The organism is Pseudomonas sp. 8 R 14 (assembly GCF_900005955.1).
Lineage (GTDB): Bacteria > Pseudomonadota > Gammaproteobacteria > Pseudomonadales > Pseudomonadaceae > Aquipseudomonas > Aquipseudomonas marginalis.
In genome coordinates this window covers 1-17218 of record NZ_CVTH01000024.1, presented here as the reverse complement: position 1 = coordinate 17218, position 17218 = coordinate 1, and the positions used below count along the sequence as shown (strand labels likewise).

The window sequence follows — 17218 nt, the reverse complement described above, 5'->3', positions numbered from 1 at the left end:
CCTTCAGCGGGTTTCGTTGAAGAGTTCGCGACCGATCAGCATCCGCCGAATCTCACTGGTGCCGGCGCCGATTTCATACAGCTTGGCGTCCCGCAGCAGGCGCCCGGCGGGGAATTCATTGATGTAGCCATTGCCGCCGAGGATCTGGATCGCGTCGAGGGCCATTTGCGTGGCGCGTTCGGCGCTGTACAGGATCACCCCGGCCGCATCCTTGCGCGTGGTTTCACCGCGTTCGCAGGCCTGGGCCACCGCGTAGAGGTAGGCGCGGCTGGCGTTGAGCTGGGTGTACATGTCGGCGACCTTGCCCTGGATCAGCTGGAACTCGCCGATGCTTTGGCCGAACTGCTTGCGATCGTGGATGTAGGGCACGATCAGGTCCATGCACGCCTGCATGATCCCGGTGGGGCCGCCGGACAGCACCACGCGCTCGTAATCGAGGCCGCTCATCAGCACTTTCACACCGCCGTTGAGCACGCCGAGGATGTTTTCTTCCGGCACTTCGACGTCATCGAAAAACAGCTCGCAGGTGTTGGAGCCACGCATGCCGAGCTTGTCGAACTTGTTGCTGCGGCTGAAGCCTTTCCAGTCGCGCTCGACGATAAACGCGGTGATGCCGTGGGGGCCCTTTTCCAGGTCGGTCTTGGCGTAGATCACATAGGTGCTGGCGTCGGGGCCGTTGGTGATCCAGGTCTTGCTGCCGTTGAGCACGTAGTGGTCGCCGTGTTTGTCGGCGCGCAGTTTCATCGAGACTACATCGGAACCGGCGTTGGGTTCGCTCATGGCCAGGGCGCCGACGTGTTCGCCGCTGATCAGTTTGGGCAGGTACTTGAGTTTCTGTTCGTGAGTACCGTTGCGGTTGATCTGGTTCACACACAGGTTGGAGTGGGCGCCGTAGGACAGCGCCACCGACGCCGAGCCACGGCTGATTTCTTCCATGCTCACCACGTGGGCCAGGTAGCCCAGGCCGGCGCCGCCGTATTCTTCCGGTACGGTGATGCCCAGCAGGCCCATGTCCCCGAACTTGCGCCACAGGTCGGCGGGGAACAGGTTGTCGATGTCGATCTGTGCCGCACGGGGGGCGATTTCCTTGGCCACGAAGGACTGCACCTGGTCGCGCAGCATGTCGATGGTTTCACCGAGGGCGAAGTTCAGGGACGGGTAACTCATGGACAGGCACCTTAATGTGAGCTTTGTTGTTGTGTGGATGGCGCGCCAGGGAAGGGCGCTCACCTTTACGTTAACGTAAGCTTGCGTTACGGTGCTGTCAATCGTAGTTTACGTTTACGTCAACCTACAAAAAAGACAACCGGGGTCGTTATGGATCAACTGCATCCGAGCTACAGCCGTGGCTCCCAGGACAAGGCGTTGCTGGCCATGACCATTGGCCAGGCCTTCGATCACACCGTGGCGCAATACCCCGATGGCGAAGCCCTTGTGGTGCGCCATCAGCAGCGTCGCTACACCTGGCGGCAACTGGCCGAGACCGTCGATGTGCATGCCCGCGCGTTCCTGGCCTTGGGTATGCAGACCGGCGATCGCCTGGGCATCTGGGCGCCCAATTGCGCCGAGTGGTGCATCAGCCAGATCGCCAGCGCCAAGATTGGTGTGATCCTGGTCAATATCAACCCGGCGTACCGCAGCAGTGAACTGGACTACGTGCTCAAGCAGTCCGGCTGCGAGTGGCTGGTGTGCGCCGGCGCGTTCAAGACCTCCGACTACCACGCGATGTTGCAGGCATTGCAGCCTGATCTGCGCGGCATGATCAGCCTCGACCCCAGCCCGCCCCCGGGCTTCCTGCCCTGGTCGGAACTGGCGGCCCTCGGTGCGGGCCTGCCGCCCGAGCAGCTGCACAGCCGTCAGGCCAGCCTGCACTTCGATCAAGCCGTCAATATCCAGTACACCTCCGGCACCACGGGGTTCCCCAAGGGCGCCACCCTCAGTCATCACAACATCCTCAATAACGGCTATATGGTCGGCGAAAGCCTGGGCCTCACCGCGCAGGACCGCCTGGTGATCCCGGTGCCGCTGTACCACTGCTTCGGCATGGTGATGGGCAACCTGGGCTGCATTACCCATGGCACCACCATGATCTACCCGAATGACGGCTTCGATCCGCTGCTGACCCTCACCGCCGTCGCCGAAGAACGTGCCACTGGCCTGTACGGCGTGCCCACGATGTTTATTGCCTTGCTTGATCACCCACGCCGGGGCGAGTTCGAGCTGTCCACCCTGCGCACCGGCATCATGGCCGGCGCCACGTGCCCCATCGAGGTGATGCGCCGGGTCATCGGCGAATTGCACATGGGCGAGGTGCAGATTGCCTACGGCATGACCGAGACCAGCCCCGTGTCCCTGCAAACCGGCGCGGATGACGATCTGGAGCGTCGCGTGACCACCGTCGGCCGCACCCAGCCGCAACTGGAAAGCAAGATCATCGATGAAGCCGGTAACACGCTGCCCCGTGGCCAGGTCGGCGAACTGTGCACCCGTGGCTACAGCGTGATGCTCGGCTACTGGAACAACCCCGACGGCACCCGCGAGGCCATCGACGCTGCGGGCTGGATGCACACCGGCGACCTGGCCACCATGGATGCCCACGGCTATGTGTGCATCGCCGGGCGCAACAAGGACATGATCATTCGCGGTGGCGAAAACGTGTACCCGCGCGAGGTGGAAGAGTTTTTCTTCACCCATCCGGCGGTGGCCGATGTGCAGGTCATCGGCATTCCGGACGAGCGTTACGGCGAGGAGATCGTGGCCTGGGTCAAGCTACATCCCGGCCATGTGGCCAGCGAACTGGAGCTGCAGGCCTGGTGCAAGGGCCGCATCGCGCACTTCAAGACGCCCAGGTACTTCAAGTTCGTGGAGGAGTTTCCGATGACGGTGACGGGCAAGATCCAGAAATTCCGCATGCGCGAGATCTCGATCGAAGAGCTGGGGGCAGGGCAGGGTTAAAGGCCAGAAAGCACAAAGGGGACCCGAAGGTCCCCTTTAATTTGTCGTTGCGTGCTCTTTTTTTATTATTGAGGGGCGGTCTATTGTTGTTTTTGGCAACCGTTACCCTTTACCGCTGTTTTTGGCGACCCCCATCCGGGGTCAAGAGCAAACGTATTTTTTTGAGCGCTGATCTGCTTCTTCGTTAACGATCCAACCAGTGGGTAGCTACCTGAGGTAGTTTTATTTTTCTCTAACCGGTTGCGGGTTTCGGCATGCCGTACCCTGCGAAGCACATCTTCTCCAAAAAAATCTGTTAGCTGCGTCTCTGCCGTGTTGTTTTTGTTATGTCAGAGTCGTTTCGTCTTATTTTTATTAGGTTTGGCGCTTTTTATTCTTGTTATGCCATAGAGATAGCAGAAGGCGTGCCAACTTTTAAAATCCATTTAAAATCAATAAGTTAATTTTTAAGTAGGGTTTGGCCTACAGAAAATACGACAAAATATGTTCCCGTGTTACTCGATGTGTAGCCGTGCGGTAACACATTGTCACGGCTACGCTACTCAACCGGCTGTCCGCGCCTTGGCTACGCGCGAGCCGGTAGGGCGGCCGAGGACATGGCTGATTTGCAGGCCCGCGCGAATCAATGCGTCCAGGTCGATGCCGGTGTCGATCCCGAGGCCATTGAGCAGGTACAGCACATCTTCGGTGGCGACGTTACCGCTGGCGCCCTTGGCATAGGGGCAGCCGCCGAGGCCTGAAATAGAGCTGTCGAATACCGTGATGCCTTCCAGCAGGCCGGCATAGATATTGGCGATGGCCTGGCCATAGGTGTCATGGAAGTGGCCCGCCAGTTTGTCCCGTGGCACCTGCGCGCCGACCACCTCGAACAGCCGCCGCGTGGTGCCCGCCGTGCCGGTGCCGATGGTGTCGCCCAGGGACACCTCGTAGCAGCCCATGGCATACAACTCCCGCGCGACCGCCGCCACCTGTTCCGGCGCAATCTCACCTTCGTAAGGGCAACCCAGCACACAGGACACATAGCCGCGCACGCTGATGCCGTGCTGCCTGGCCGCCGTCATGATCGGCGCAAAACGCTCCAGGCTTTCGCTGATGGAACAGTTGATATTGCGCTGGGAAAACGCCTCGGAGGCTGCGGCAAACACCGCCACTTCCTTCACGCCCGCCGCCAGCGCGTCCTCGAAACCACGCAGGTTTGGCGCCAGCGCACCGTAGGTTACACCGGGCTTGCGCTGGATTTGCGCGAACACGTCGGCGGAACCGGCCATTTGCGGCACCCACTTGGGCGAGACAAAACTGCCCACTTCGATATAGCTCAGGCCTGCCGCGCTGAGGGCATCCACCAATTGGACCTTGTCGGCCACGCTGATGGGCTGGGCTTCGTTCTGCAAGCCGTCGCGCGGGCCGACTTCCACCAGGCGCACATGGGAGGGGAGGGACATGGCAGCTACCTTCTGATCAATGGCCAACCTGGCCCATGGTTTGCGCCAGGGCCTGGGTGCAACGCTCTTCGGCGGTGTCCAGCTCCAGCTTCATTTGTTCGATATCCAGCAGTTGCTGTTCCAACTGCTCACGGCGCTCGGCGATCTTGGCCAGCATGCTGTTGAGTTGGATCTGGTTGCCGCCGGTGGGGTCGTAGAGTTCGATCAGCTCACGGCACTCGGCCAGGGAAAAACCGATGCGTTTGCCCCGCAGGATCAGCTTGAGGCTGACCTTGTCCCGCGCCGAATAAATGCGCTCCTGCCCCCGGCGTTCCGGGGCCAGCAGGCCTTGTTCTTCATAGAAGCGAATGGCGCGGGTGGTGATGTCGAGCTCGCGGGCGAGGTCGGAGATGCTGTAGGTCGTGCTCATGGGGGCGCTCAAGAAGGTCTTGGCGCTAAGCTAATGGCAGGTTGACGTAAACGTCAAGGGCCGCTGCGCAGCCCATCGGGGCAAGCCCCCTGCCACAGGGGGCGCTCTTCAGCCTCAGGCCTGTTGCTTATCCAGCTTCTTCTCATGGGCGGTGACTTGCTGGCACAACTCGATCATCTGCTCGCGCATCCAGCGGTTGGCCGGGTCCTGGTCGGTGCTTTCATGCCAGTACAGGTGGGTTTCCACCGGTGGCACGTCGTTGACCGGCAGGTTGAACCAATGCAGCTCATGGCGGCGGGCGAAACGTTCGGGCACGGTCATGACCATGTCGGTCTGCTGCAACACTTGCGAGGCCATCAGGTAATGCTGGGAGCGCAGGGCGATCTTGCGCTGGATGCCCATCTTGCCCAGGGCCAGGTCGACATGGCCCAAGCCGTTGCGGCGGCTGGAAATATGGATATGGGTCAGCGACAGGTAGTCATCCAGGCTGAATTTATCCTTGCCCGCCATGGGATGGCCCTTGCGCATGGCACACACATAGCGATCTTCCATCAGCTTCACATGGCGTACCTGCGGGTCGGTGTTGAGCGGCGCGTCCACGGCGAAATCCAGGCGCCCGGCCGCCAGTTCCTTGGTGGTCTCGCGGCGTTTGGAGAGGAAACTCTCGATCACCACGGTGGGCGCCAGGCGTCGCAGGCGTTGGAACAGCAGCGGCAGAATCACCGCCTCGGTGAGGTCGGTCATGCTGATGCGGTAGGTCTTGGCCGCCTGCTGCGGGTTGAAGATGCGGCTTTCCTGCACCGACACCCGCAGCAACGACAGCGCATTGCGCACCGGGCCGATGATGTTCTGCGCCATCGGCGTGGGCACCATGCCTTGGGCGGTGCGCACGAACAGCGGGTCGTTGAACGTCTCGCGCAGGCGCGCCAGGGCGTTGGACACCGCCGGCTGGGTGATGCCGACAATCTGCCCGGCGCGAGTCAGGTTGGCTTCGGTGTAGATCGCGTCGAAGACGATAAAGAGGTTGAGGTCGACCTTGCTCAGATTCATTGGGTTGCGCTCTTATTATTAGGTGGCGATTTGTTACGTGCTCATACGTCGATCATATATCGGTGATGAATGTTAATACACGCCGAGAATAGGCTAGGTAAATTATCAACGCTGTTCTAGCATCGATTGCATGACCTAAACAACCTCTCAAAGAAGGGAGCTGCTCATGGATTTCGCCTATTCGCCCAAGGTTCAGGAACTGCGTGAACGTGTTACAGCGTTCATGGACGCTTACGTTTACCCGGCCGAGCCGGTGTTCGAACGCCAGGTCAGCGAAGGCGACCGCTGGCAGCCCACCGCCATCATGGAAGAGCTGAAGGCCCGGGCGAAAGCCGAAGGCCTGTGGAACCTGTTCCTGCCCGAGTCCGAACTGGGCGCCGGCCTGACCAACCTTGAATACGCCCCCCTGGCCGAGATCATGGGCCGCTCGCTGCTGGGCCCGGAGCCGTTCAACTGCTCCGCCCCCGACACCGGCAACATGGAAGTGCTGGTGCGCTACGCCAACGAAGAGCAGAAACAACGCTGGCTCGAACCGCTGCTGCGCGGTGAGATCCGTTCGGCCTTCGCCATGACCGAGCCCGATGTCGCCTCCTCGGATGCCACCAACATGGCCGCCCGCGCCGAGCGCCAGGGCGACGAGTGGGTGATCAACGGCAAGAAATGGTGGACCTCCGGCGCCTGCGACCCGCGCTGCAAGATCCTGATCTTCATGGGCCTGAGCAACCCGGATGCACCGCGCCACCAGCAACACTCGATGATCCTGGTGCCGGTGGACGCCCCCGGCGTGAAAATCGTACGCCCGCTGCCGGTGTTCGGCTACGACGACGCGCCCCACGGCCACGCCGAAGTGCTGTTCGACAATGTCCGCGTGCCGTACGAAAACGTACTACTGGGTGAAGGCCGAGGCTTCGAGATTGCCCAAGGCCGCCTCGGCCCGGGCCGTATCCACCACTGCATGCGCTCCATCGGCATGGCCGAGCGCGCGCTGGAACTGATGTGCAAACGCTCGGTCAGCCGCACCGCGTTCGGCAAGCCTTTGGCGCGCCTGGGCGGCAATATCGACAAGATCGCCGACTCACGCATGGAAATCGACATGGCGCGCCTGCTGACCTTGAAAGCGGCGTACATGATGGACACCGTGGGCAATAAAGTGGCGAAAAGTGAAATCGCCCAGATCAAGGTGGTGGCGCCGAACGTGGCGTTGAAGGTGATCGACCGCGCGATCCAGATCCACGGCGGCGCCGGCGTATCCAACGACTTCCCGCTGGCCTATATGTACGCCATGCAACGCACACTGCGCCTGGCCGACGGCCCGGACGAAGTGCACCGCGCGGCCATCGGCAAGTTCGAGATCGGCAAGTATGTGCCTAAAGAGTTGATGCGCGGCGGGCAGTAACACCGCGTCGCCTGCAATCGGGGGCAAGCCCGTCCCACACTTTGAATGTATTCCCAAATCAAAATGTGGGAGGGGGCTTGCCCCCGATGAGGCCATTCCGAACACCGCAAGGCTAAGGCCTCAGTACACCCAAACCTCCACCCGCCGATTCTTGATCCGCCCCTCATCCGCCGTATTCGCCGCCACCGGCATCTGTGCGCCGAAGCCGCGAATATCGCGCAATACCACGCCATTCTTGACCAGCTCCCGGCGTACCGCCATCGCCCGCAGCTTCGAGAGCAGCGCGGCCCGTTGCGGGTCATTCTTGGCATCGCCGAATCCCACCAGCGTTACCTGCTTGTCGAGTTGGTTGTGGCGCTTTATATAGGCCACGACGCGCTGCACGTCCTGGCGCGCCTTGTTGTCCAGGCTGGCGCTGCCTTCCTCGAAGCGAAAATTCACGCTCAAACGCTGGGCGTCACGGGCAATTGCCTGGTAGTCGTCGGGCATCGAAGGGCGCGGCTCCACCGTCATCGCCTGCACCTGCTGCGCAATAAACCCATTGGCCGCCACAATCGCCTGGCCTTTGCTGCTCTGGGCAAAGTCCACCAGGGCCTTGGCCCACGGGTTGCTGGAGGAGGGCGGCAGGTAGAAGAACAGCCGGCGTGACAGCGGGTAATCCTCGGTGGCAATCAGGCTGTTCAACGGCAACATCGGTTGCGAGTCGCCATCGACAATCGCCACCGCCTTGGCCTGGCGCACGTAAGGCAAGCCGATAAAACCGATGCCCTGGGGATCCCGGCTCACCGCATCGGACAACGCTTCGCTGGACTCGAAGCGCTTGGCGTCAGCGGCCAGGAGCTTGCCGCGCAGGCGCAGCACCAGGTCCTTGAAGGTGTCATAGGTGCCGGATTGATCATCCCGCGCATACAGGTGAATGGCGCCGCCGATCCCGCCCAATGCTTCCCAGGTGTTGATTTCGCCGTTGAAAATCTGCGCCAGTTGCTCGGTGTTCAACGTATTCAGCGGGTTGCGCGGGTTGAGGATAATGGCCAGGCCGTCGATGGCGATCACCTGTTCGGCCTCGGGGCTTTTCAGGTCGCCGAGCGGTTCGAGGTCCACCAGTTCGCTGTCTTTTATCGGCCGGGACGAGGCGGCCAGGTCGGCGCTGGCGTTTTTCAGCGCGGCAAACCCCGTGCTGGAACCATGGGCCGCCACCTCGACGGTCACCGTCCTGCCCTGGCGTGTCTTGCCGATCACGCGCTGTTCATTGGCGCCCTCGGCCGGTTCGCTGTGCACCGCCTGCAGGCCCTGATGCTCCATCAACCCCTTGACCAACGCCGGCCCCAGCGCCGCGCCAATGGTGTTGGAACCCTGGATGCGCAAAGCCGGGCCTTGGTCGGGAACGGGGAGGGGGGCAGCCACGACGCAGAGGGAAAACGCGCTACACAACAGGAACAGAACGCGCAGCATCATGCCGGCACCTTCTCAAGCCAAAGGGAGTGCCGCGAGATTAAGTCACTTGGATTTCAATAATGTGACTGACAGTCAGCCTATCTGTTACTGATACACCGCGATCGGGGGCAAGCCCCCTGCTACATTTGGCCCGAGTACACAGCCAAGGGGATCAGCTCAGTTCAAGCCAGATCGGCGCATGGTCAGACGGTTTCTCCAAGCTCCGCAGGTCGTAATCCACGCCGGCATCCTTGACCCGCGCCAGCAAGCCATTGGAGGCCATGATCACGTCAATGCGCAGCCCACGCTTGGGCTCATCCTCGAACCCACGGCTGCGGTAGTCGAACCAGCTGAAACGGTCGGCCACATCGGGGTTGAGGTGGCGGAAGCTGTCCACCAGGCCCCAGTTCTTCAGGCGCGCCATCCACTCGCGCTCTTCAGGCAGGAAGCTGCACTTGCCGGTTTTCAGCCAGCGCTTGGCGTTGTCGGCACCGATGCCGATGTCGCAGTCCTCCGGGGAAATGTTCACATCGCCCATCACCACCAGGGCCTGGTCGTTGCTGAACTGGCTTTCCAGCAGGTGCTGCAAATCTGCGTAGAAGCGCTGCTTGGCCGGGAACTTGGTCGGGTGGTCGCGGCTTTCACCTTGTGGGAAATAGCCGTTCATGATGGTCACCGGCTGGCCATTTTCATCGGCGAAGGTGCCCCAGATAAAGCGGCGCTGGGCGTCTTCTTCATCGCTGGCAAAGCCCTTGTGCACGCTCAAGGCTTCTTTGCGCGAGAGCAGCGCTACACCGTAGTGGCCTTTTTGGCCGTGGTAGTACACGTGATAGCCCAGGGCCTGCACTTCGGCCAGGGGGAACTGGTCGTCGTGGACCTTGGTTTCCTGCAGGCCGATCACGTCGGGTTGGTGTTTTTCAATCAGTGCCGCCAGCTGATGAGGGCGGGCGCGCAGCCCGTTGATATTGAAGGAGACGATTTTCATGGTCGGCGGTCCAGTCTGGCAAAAGGGCGATGCTAGCGGACAAGTCGGACGGGGGCCAGCGTGGCGGTAGGACAGATGCACTGCTAATGTCTGGGAACGACTGGTGCTGCGTAGGTTCGTACCCATAAGAACGCCATCTATTGAGTGGCGCCCAGGGAGATTGACTGTATGACTGACACTGCCATTGGCGAAGTTCGCCTGCTCAACAGCGGCTACTCCCGCGAAGCCCGCTCGCTGCTGTACCAGGCCTATCGGCATGAGCCGACGTTTGCCTACATCTTCGAGGCGGAACGCGCAGGCTATGAACAACGGGTACGTGCCACGGTGCGCGAACTGGTCAAGCAGCATTTCTTCCAGAAACTTCCCGCCATCGGCCTGTTCGTCAACGACCGCCTGATCGGCATCGCGCTGATCGCGCCACCGCAGCGACGCCTGGGGATTACCGAAAGCTGGGCCTGGCAATTGCGCATGTGGCTGAGCACCGGCGTGCGCGGTACCCGGCGCTACCTGGACTACCACTATGCGGTGATGGCCTGCCTGCCCAACGAGTCGGTGCATGTGTTACCGCTATTGGGCATTCATCCGCAATTCCAGGGCAAGCACTACGGTGAACAGCTGCTGGAGGCGGTACACAACTGGTGCGCTGAAGACCCGCATTCGTCCGGTGTGGTGTTGGACACGGGGAATTCGCGCTATCTGGAGTTCTACAAACGCCAGGGCTATGAGGAGATCGGCGAAGTGGCTGTAGGACCGATTCTGGAACACGTATTTTTCCACCCCAATCCGCAGGTGTTACATGCTGCAACGGCTTAGCGCAGAATTTTTCAGAATCCTCTGAGTTCTAAGTTTCTCCCCAGCTCGTGTAGCATCCGCGCCTATGAAGTTTCCAGGAAGATTTACCAGCGGCTTGGTTCTGCTGTTCACAAGCTGCGGCGCATTCGCGCAAAGCGAATTGGACGTGCGGATCAAGCCAAAAAACGACGCGTTGAAAGCCAACATCGAAGGCTATATCGGCGGGGTGGGCGAGCGTGACGAAGAGGCCTTGCTGCGGTTCAGCCGTGGGGCCGAAGAGCAGGCGCGCAAAGCCGCCCAGGCTTTAGGTTTCTATCAGCCCCGGATCGAAAGCGATGTGAAGGGCGGCAAGACCCCGCGCCTGATCCTCACCATCGACCCCGGCGAACCGGTGCATCTGCGCAACGTGACCATTCGGGTCGACGGCCCGGCCGCGGACCTCAAGGCCTTTCGCGTGCCCGCCAGCGACGACCTGAAATCCGGCGCCGTGCTCAACCACGGCCACTACGAAGACGCCAAGCGTCTGATCCAGAACCAGGCCTCGCGCTACGGCTTTTTCAGCGGGCGCTTCACTCACCAGAAACTCTCGGTAGACCCCCAGGCCGGTGTCGCCGATATCGAACTCATCTATGACAGCGGCCCGCGCTACACCTTGGGCAAGGTCAGCTTTGCCGGCGATACGCCGTTTGACGAAGAGCTGCTGCAACGCATGGTGCCGTTTAAAAGTGGCGCCCCCTACGATTCCGAACTGATCGCCGAACTCAACCAGAACCTGCAAGCCAGCGGCTTTTTCGAAGGCGTGCGCGTCGACGCCGCGCCTGCGGCTTCGGCCAATGACGTGATCCCGGTGGCCGTCAACCTGGAGACCCGCAAGCCACGCACCATGGGCCTGGGCCTGGGTTTCTCCACCGACGTCGGCCCGCGCGGCAAGGCCAACTGGACGCGCCACTGGGTCAATCCCCAGGGCCACAGCTATGGCTGGGAAGCTGAACTGTCGGCGCCTCGGCAGAACGTCGGGCTGTGGTACGACATCCCGCTGGACCCGCCGCTCACCGATAAACTGCGTTTCGCCGGCGGTTATCAGAATGAAGAAATCGCCAACACCGACACCTTGAGTAAATTGCTCACCCTCGGGCCCGAATGGCACAGCAAGTTGCCCAGTGGCTGGACCCGGGTGATCTCGCTCAAATACCAGCGCGAAGAATACCGCCTGGGCAATGACTCGGGCCTCAGTAACCTGGTGATGCCGGGTGTGAGTTATTCCTACCTGCGCAGTGATAACCGCATCGACCCCCACAACGGCTACCGCCTGCAATTCGACAGCAAGGTGGCGAAGGAGGGGCTGGGCTCCGACACCAACCTGCTGTACGGCACGGCCATGGTCAAGGGCCTGACCACCCTGTGGGACAACCACCGCTTCTTGGCGCGGGCCCAGGTCGGCGGCAGTGCCACCAACGGCTACAAGTCGGTGCCACCATCGCTGCGGTTCTTCGCCGGTGGTGATCAGAGTGTGCGCGGCTACGAGTACCAGACCCTGTCGCCGGAGAATGACCGGGGCGACCGTATCGGCGGCCGCTACATGGTGGCCCTGAGTGCCGAGTATCAATATTCCATCGCCGAAAAATGGCGGATTGCGACCTTTATCGACCAGGGCAACTCGTTCAACTCCCTGGAGTTGCCCAGCTTGAAGACCGGTGTGGGTGTCGGCATCCGCTGGGTCTCGCCGGTCGGGCCGATCCGCCTGGACCTGGCCCATGCCCTGGAAGACCCGGGCGGCGTTCGATTGCACTTTTCCATGGGACCTGAGCTGTGATGCGTGGTGTGAAAATAGCGGGGCTGGCCGTGTTGGCCATCCTTGTCGTGCTGTTGCTGGCCCTGTGGGCGGTCCTCGGCACCCAGGCGGGCAGTCGCTGGGCGCTGGGGCGTGTACCGGGTTTGAGCGTAGAGAATTTCCACGGCCGTCTGGGCGGCCAGTGGCGCGCCGATCATCTGTTGTGGGCGCAGGACGGCAGTCGCGTCGAACTCGATGCGCCGACGTTTGACTGGTCGCCGGCGTGCCTGTTGCGCATGACCCTGTGCATCAATCGCGTGGATGTGGAGCAAGTCCGCCTGGACGTTGCGCCGAGCACCGAAGAAAGCAGCGGGCCGATTCAATTGCCCGACCTGAAGCTGCCCGTTTCCATTCAGTTGGGCGACGTTCGTGTCGGCAGCCTGCTGCTTAACGGCAGCGAACAACTCAAGGGCCTGCAACTGGCCGCGCACTGGACCGCCGCCGGCATGCAGATTGACACGGTGCACCTGCAACGGGACGGCCTGGTGCTGGACCTGAACGGCCTGTTGCAACCCAGCGGCGACTGGCCGCTGACCGCCAGCGGCAATCTGAACCTGCCCTACGCCCCCGACGGCGCGCCGTGGACGGTGGCGCTCAAGGTCGAGGGCGACCTGCTCAAGACCCTCAGGCTCGACGCCGACAGCAGCGGCTACCTGCCGGCCAAGCTCAAGGGCGAGCTGCAACCCCTGGCGGACAACCTCCCGGCCCAGGTGCATATCACCGCTGATGGCTTCAAACCCAGTGCCGATCTGCCCGACACCCTGCAGCTCAATCAACTGGACCTCACCGCCAAGGGCGACCTGGGCAGCGGCTACCAACTGCTGGGCAAGGCCGTACTGCCGGCGGAAAAAGGCCCGGTGGACCTGTTGCTGCAAGGCAAGGTCGACGCCAAGGGCGCGCAAATTTCCGGGCTGGACCTGAACGCCGGCGAGCAGCAAAGCCTCAAATTAACGGCCCAGATGGACTGGCAACAAGGCTTCAGCGCCGACGCCAAGATCGATTGGCTGGATTTTCCCTGGCACCGCCTCTATCCGCTGGTCGACGAGCCGCAGGTGGTAGTGCGCACCTTCAACGGTGAGGTTTCCTACAAGGACGGCAACTACCTCGGTAACCTCAAGGCCGACCTCGACGGCCCGGCCGGTAAATTCAATGTGGTCACGCCGTTCAGTGGCGACCTCACGCAAGTCTTCCTGCCTGAGCTGAAACTGACCGCTGGCCAAGGCAAGGCCGAAGGACATCTGAACCTGCAATTCGCCGATGGCATCGCCTGGGATACCGCGTTGGACCTGTCGGCGCTGAACCCGGCGTACTGGGTGGCGGAATTGCCGGGCACGTTGGCTGGCCCCTTACGCAGCAAAGGTGAATTCAAAAACGAACAGCTCAAACTCAACGCCGACCTCGACCTCAAGGGTCGCCTGCGGGGGCAAACCGCGGTGCTGGCGGCCAAGGCCGAAGGCGCGGGCGAGCAATGGACCCTGGCCAACCTGGATATCCGCCTGGGCGACAACCGCATCAACGGCAGCGGCAGCCTGCAGCAACGCCTGGCCGGGCAGATCGACATCAAGCTGGCGCGCCTGGCCCAGCTGTGGCCGCAGTTGCGTGGTCAGGTGAATGGCCGACTCGACGTGGCCGGCAGCCTCAAGGCGCCTCAAGGCAAACTCGACCTCAAGGGCCAGCAACTGGCGTTCGCCGATAATCGCCTGCAAAGCCTGAGCCTGGACGCGACCCTGGACAGTGCCCAGCGCGGGAAAATCGACCTCAAGGGCAGCGGCATTCAAAGCGGTGACACCCAGGTTGGCACGCTCACCGCCAGCGCCCAGGGCGATATCAAGAACCAGAAGGTCCAACTCGACCTGGCCGGTCCCTTGGTCAAACTGGCCCTGGCCCTGGATGGCAACCTCGACCAAGGCAACTGGCGCGGGCGCCTTGCCAGTGGTGATGTGCAGGCGGGTGGCCAGGACTGGAGGCTGCAAGCGCCGGCAAAAATCGAGCGCATGGCCGACGGCAAGCTGACCTTCGCGGCCCACTGCTGGGTCTCCGGCGCCGCCAGCCTGTGCGGTGAAGACCAGCGCCTGATGCCCGAACCCAAATTGCGCTACCACCTCAAGCAATTCCCCATCGACAGCCTGGCGGCGTTTCTGCCCAAGGACTTCGCCTGGCAGGGCAAGCTCAACGCCGACGTCCAACTGGACCTTCCCGACAGCGGCCCCAAAGGCGTGGTCGCGGTGGATGCCAGCGGCGGCACCCTGCGGGTCAAGGACAAGGACCAGTGGCTGGATTTCCCCTACGACACCCTCAAGCTGGAAACCACCCTCAACCCCAAGCGCATCGACACCCAGCTGAACTTCAGAGGCGGCAAGCTCGGCGAGTTGCTGTTGCAGGCGCAGATCAACCCATTGCCGAAAAACAAGCCGATCAGCGGCAACTTCAGCCTCACCGGTCTGGATCTCGCCGTGGCGCGGCCGTTTGTGCCGATGGTCGAGAAACTCAGCGGCAAGCTCAACGGCAGCGGTCGGATCGCCGGTGGCCTGCTGGCGCCGCAGGTCAACGGTAACGTCAACCTGGTGGGCGGCGAAGTCTCCGGGCCGGAGCTGCCCATCAGCCTTGAAGGCCTGAACGTGCAGGCGCTGATTGCCGGTGAAAGCGTGCAGTTGAACGGCGCATGGCGCAGTGGCAAGGCCGGGCAGGGCAGCCTCAAGGGCCAGATCGACTGGGGCCAGGCCCTGGTGGTGGACCTCAGCCTGCAAGGCTCGCAACTGCCGGTCACGGTGGAGCCCTATGCGGTGCTCGAAGTGGCCCCGGACCTGAAGATCAGCCTGAAGAACGACAAACTGGCGATTGCCGGCAAGGTGCGGATCCCGCGCGGCGACATCACCGTGCGCGAACTGCCGCCTTCGACGGTCAAGGTCTCGGATGACACCGTAATCGTCGGCAGCCAGACCGAAGAGGGCAAGCCGCCGATGGCCATGGCCATGGATATCGACGTGGCGGTGGGCGAAGACCAGCTCAACTTCTCGGGCTTCGGCCTCACCGCCAAGGTGCAGGGCCATGTGCACATCGGCGACAACATGGACACCCGTGGCGAGCTGTGGCTCAACGACGGTCGCTACCGCGCCTATGGCCAGCGCCTGGATGTGCGCCGCGCACGCCTGCTGTTCGCCGGGCCGCTCGACCAGCCGTACCTGGATATCGAAGCGATCCGCAAGACCGACGATGTAGTCGCCGGTATCCGCCTCAGCGGCAGCGCCGAGCAGCCCACCACGCAGATCTTCTCGGAACCGGCCATGAGCCAGGAACAGGCACTGTCCTACCTGGTGCTGGGCCGTCCGCTGAGCTCTACCGGCGAAGACAACAACATGCTTGCCCAGGCCGCCCTCGGCCTGGGCCTGATGGGCAGCGCCGGGGTCACCTCGGATCTTGCCAACAAACTGGGGATTCGCGACTTCGACCTCGACACCCAGGGCAGCGGCAACAATACGGCAGTGGTGGCCAGCGGCAAGATCACCGAGAAACTCAGTCTGCGTTACGGGGTAGGGGTGTTCGAACCGGCCAGCACCATTGCCTTGCGCTACCTGCTGAGCAAAAAGGTGTACCTGGAAGTGGCGAGTGGCGTGGCCAGTTCCCTCGACATCTTCTACAAGCGCGATTTCTGAGTCCTGCTCGATCAAAAAATGTGGGAGGGGGCTTGCCCTAATGCCAGTCAGTTAAGCGTACATCGCCTCCTGTAGGAGCGAGCTTGCTCGCGAAAAACGTCAACGATAACGCGTGCTTCCTGAATGAACGCGGCGCCTGTGAGTTTTTCGCGAGCAAGCTCGCTCCTACAAAAAGCCTTAACTGACTGGCAAGCCTCCTCCCACATTGGTTTGCATTCCAGCCCGCCGGTCGTGAAATTAGCAAGCAAGCTAATTATTCCATTTGACTTTCGCTGCCTAGGCAGTAACATCTCGTCATACATTCACTGCCTAGGCAGTAATAAGGTGACTTCCGATGCCCCACTTCACCCCTGAAAACTTCCACAACTGCCACCTCGGGCTGTTGCTGGGCCGTGCGGCGCTCCTCAAGGACCGCATCATCGACACCCACATGGAACCCCACGGCATCACGGCCGCGCAGTTCAAGGTGCTGATCATCATGGCCCAGTTCGGCGTCGACACCCCGGCCGAGCTGTGCCGCAACCTGTCCCTGGACAGCGGTTCGATGACCCGCATGCTTGACCGCCTCGAGCAGAAAGGCCTGCTGGACCGCAAACGCTCCGAGCAGGACCGCCGCCAGGTGCAGTTGGTGCTGACTGCCGACGGCCAGCGCCTGGCAGACATGCTGCCGCACATAGGCGCCCAGGCGTTGAACCAACTGGCGGGCGTACTTGAGGCTGGCGAGCTGGAAACCCTGGAACGGATTCTCAAGAAAATTCTGATAGCTGCCGGTGATCCCATCACCCTGCAGCGGGTAGGTAAAGCATGAACACACGTGCCCTATGCCTGGTGCTCGTGGCCATGAGCATGGCCGGTTGCGCCAACTACAGCGGCCTCGACACCCAGGGCCGGCGCCTCGACGCCAACACCTTGCAGACCGGTAAATCCCTGAGCGGGGTGACCCTGTCGAGTGCCGCCTGGCCCAGCGCCGACTGGTGGAAAAACCTCGGCGACCCGCAGCTCGACGGCCTGATCCAGGAAGCCCTGCAAAACAGCCCCGACATGCAAGTCGCCAGCGCCCGTGCCCATCAGGCCGAAGCCGCCGCCTATGCCGCGAATGCCGCACGCATGCCGACCCTGGATGCCAGCGCCGGCGTGAGCCGTTCACGCCTGGCCAAGGACCAGGACCCGCGCGGTGAGGGCGATGCCTACTCGACCGTGCGTAATATCGGCGCCAGCTTCAATTACAACTTCGACCTCTGGGGTGGCCAGCGCGCCGCCTGGGAAGCCGC

General features: G+C 62.0%; 13 protein-coding genes. 7 read left to right on the top strand and 6 right to left on the bottom strand.

The features are described 5' to 3' along the window. Window positions 1-3: 3 nt before the first annotated feature. The gene (locus tag BFQ01_RS02665; RefSeq protein ID WP_065924121.1) at window positions 4-1167 is read right to left on the bottom strand and encodes an isovaleryl-CoA dehydrogenase; all 1164 of its coding nucleotides are present in this window, start codon (window positions 1165-1167) and stop codon (window positions 4-6) included. Between the two features lie 150 nt (window positions 1168-1317). On the opposite strand from BFQ01_RS02665, the gene BFQ01_RS02660 reads away from it, so the two are divergent. Continuing rightward, window positions 1318-2955 (top strand): AMP-binding protein, encoded by a 1638-nt coding sequence (locus tag BFQ01_RS02660; RefSeq protein WP_065924120.1) that lies wholly within the window; start codon window positions 1318-1320, stop codon window positions 2953-2955. A gap of 542 nt (window positions 2956-3497) precedes the next feature. On the opposite strand, the gene BFQ01_RS02655 is transcribed toward BFQ01_RS02660, so the two are convergent. The 3 genes from BFQ01_RS02655 to BFQ01_RS02645 form a co-directional block, all read right to left on the bottom strand. After that, a complete protein-coding gene (locus BFQ01_RS02655; RefSeq protein WP_065924119.1) occupies window positions 3498-4397 on the bottom strand; it encodes a hydroxymethylglutaryl-CoA lyase in 900 nt (299 codons plus the stop codon). A 16-nt stretch (window positions 4398-4413) separates the two neighbouring features. After that, the gene (locus BFQ01_RS02650) at window positions 4414-4806 is read right to left on the bottom strand and encodes a MerR family transcriptional regulator (protein ID WP_027606274.1); all 393 of its coding nucleotides are present in this window, start codon (window positions 4804-4806) and stop codon (window positions 4414-4416) included. 114 nt (window positions 4807-4920) lie between these two features. Further along, entirely contained in the window at window positions 4921-5856 is a 936-nt protein-coding gene (locus tag BFQ01_RS02645; RefSeq protein WP_065924118.1) for a LysR family transcriptional regulator, read from the bottom strand. Between the two features lie 166 nt (window positions 5857-6022). On the opposite strand from BFQ01_RS02645, the gene BFQ01_RS02640 reads away from it, so the two are divergent. Beyond that, on the top strand, window positions 6023-7252 hold the full coding sequence (locus BFQ01_RS02640) for an acyl-CoA dehydrogenase (RefSeq protein WP_027606276.1): 1230 nt from the start codon (window positions 6023-6025) through the stop codon (window positions 7250-7252). 120 nt (window positions 7253-7372) lie between these two features. Here the strand turns inward: BFQ01_RS02640 and BFQ01_RS02635 are convergent, their stop codons facing one another. Next, on the bottom strand, window positions 7373-8707 hold the full coding sequence (locus BFQ01_RS02635; RefSeq protein ID WP_065924117.1) for a substrate-binding domain-containing protein: 1335 nt from the start codon (window positions 8705-8707) through the stop codon (window positions 7373-7375). Window positions 8708-8858: 151 nt separating this feature from the next. After that, window positions 8859-9671, bottom strand: coding sequence for an exodeoxyribonuclease III (xthA, locus tag BFQ01_RS02630; RefSeq protein WP_065924116.1), 813 nt, complete (start codon window positions 9669-9671; stop codon window positions 8859-8861). 168 nt (window positions 9672-9839) lie between these two features. Between xthA and BFQ01_RS02625 the strand changes: the two genes are divergently transcribed. From BFQ01_RS02625 to BFQ01_RS02605, 5 genes are all read left to right on the top strand, one after another. After that, on the top strand, window positions 9840-10484 hold the full coding sequence (locus BFQ01_RS02625; RefSeq protein WP_027606279.1) for a GNAT family N-acetyltransferase: 645 nt from the start codon (window positions 9840-9842) through the stop codon (window positions 10482-10484). A gap of 64 nt (window positions 10485-10548) precedes the next feature. Further along, window positions 10549-12276 (top strand): autotransporter assembly complex protein TamA, encoded by a 1728-nt coding sequence (locus BFQ01_RS02620; protein WP_065924115.1) that lies wholly within the window; start codon window positions 10549-10551, stop codon window positions 12274-12276. Beyond that, complete coding sequence (locus BFQ01_RS02615; RefSeq protein WP_083244838.1) at window positions 12276-15947, top strand: translocation/assembly module TamB domain-containing protein; 3672 nt, start codon at window positions 12276-12278, stop codon at window positions 15945-15947. The genes BFQ01_RS02620 and BFQ01_RS02615 overlap by 1 nt, the downstream gene beginning before the upstream one ends. Before the next feature lie 334 nt (window positions 15948-16281). Next, window positions 16282-16755: a MarR family winged helix-turn-helix transcriptional regulator gene (locus BFQ01_RS02610; protein WP_027606282.1), complete on the top strand. Its 474-nt coding sequence runs from the start codon at window positions 16282-16284 to the stop codon at window positions 16753-16755. Next, the coding region (locus BFQ01_RS02605) for a TolC family protein (RefSeq protein WP_176718731.1) at window positions 16752-17218 on the top strand (467 nt) is incomplete at its 3' end. The genes BFQ01_RS02610 and BFQ01_RS02605, both read left to right, overlap by 4 nt.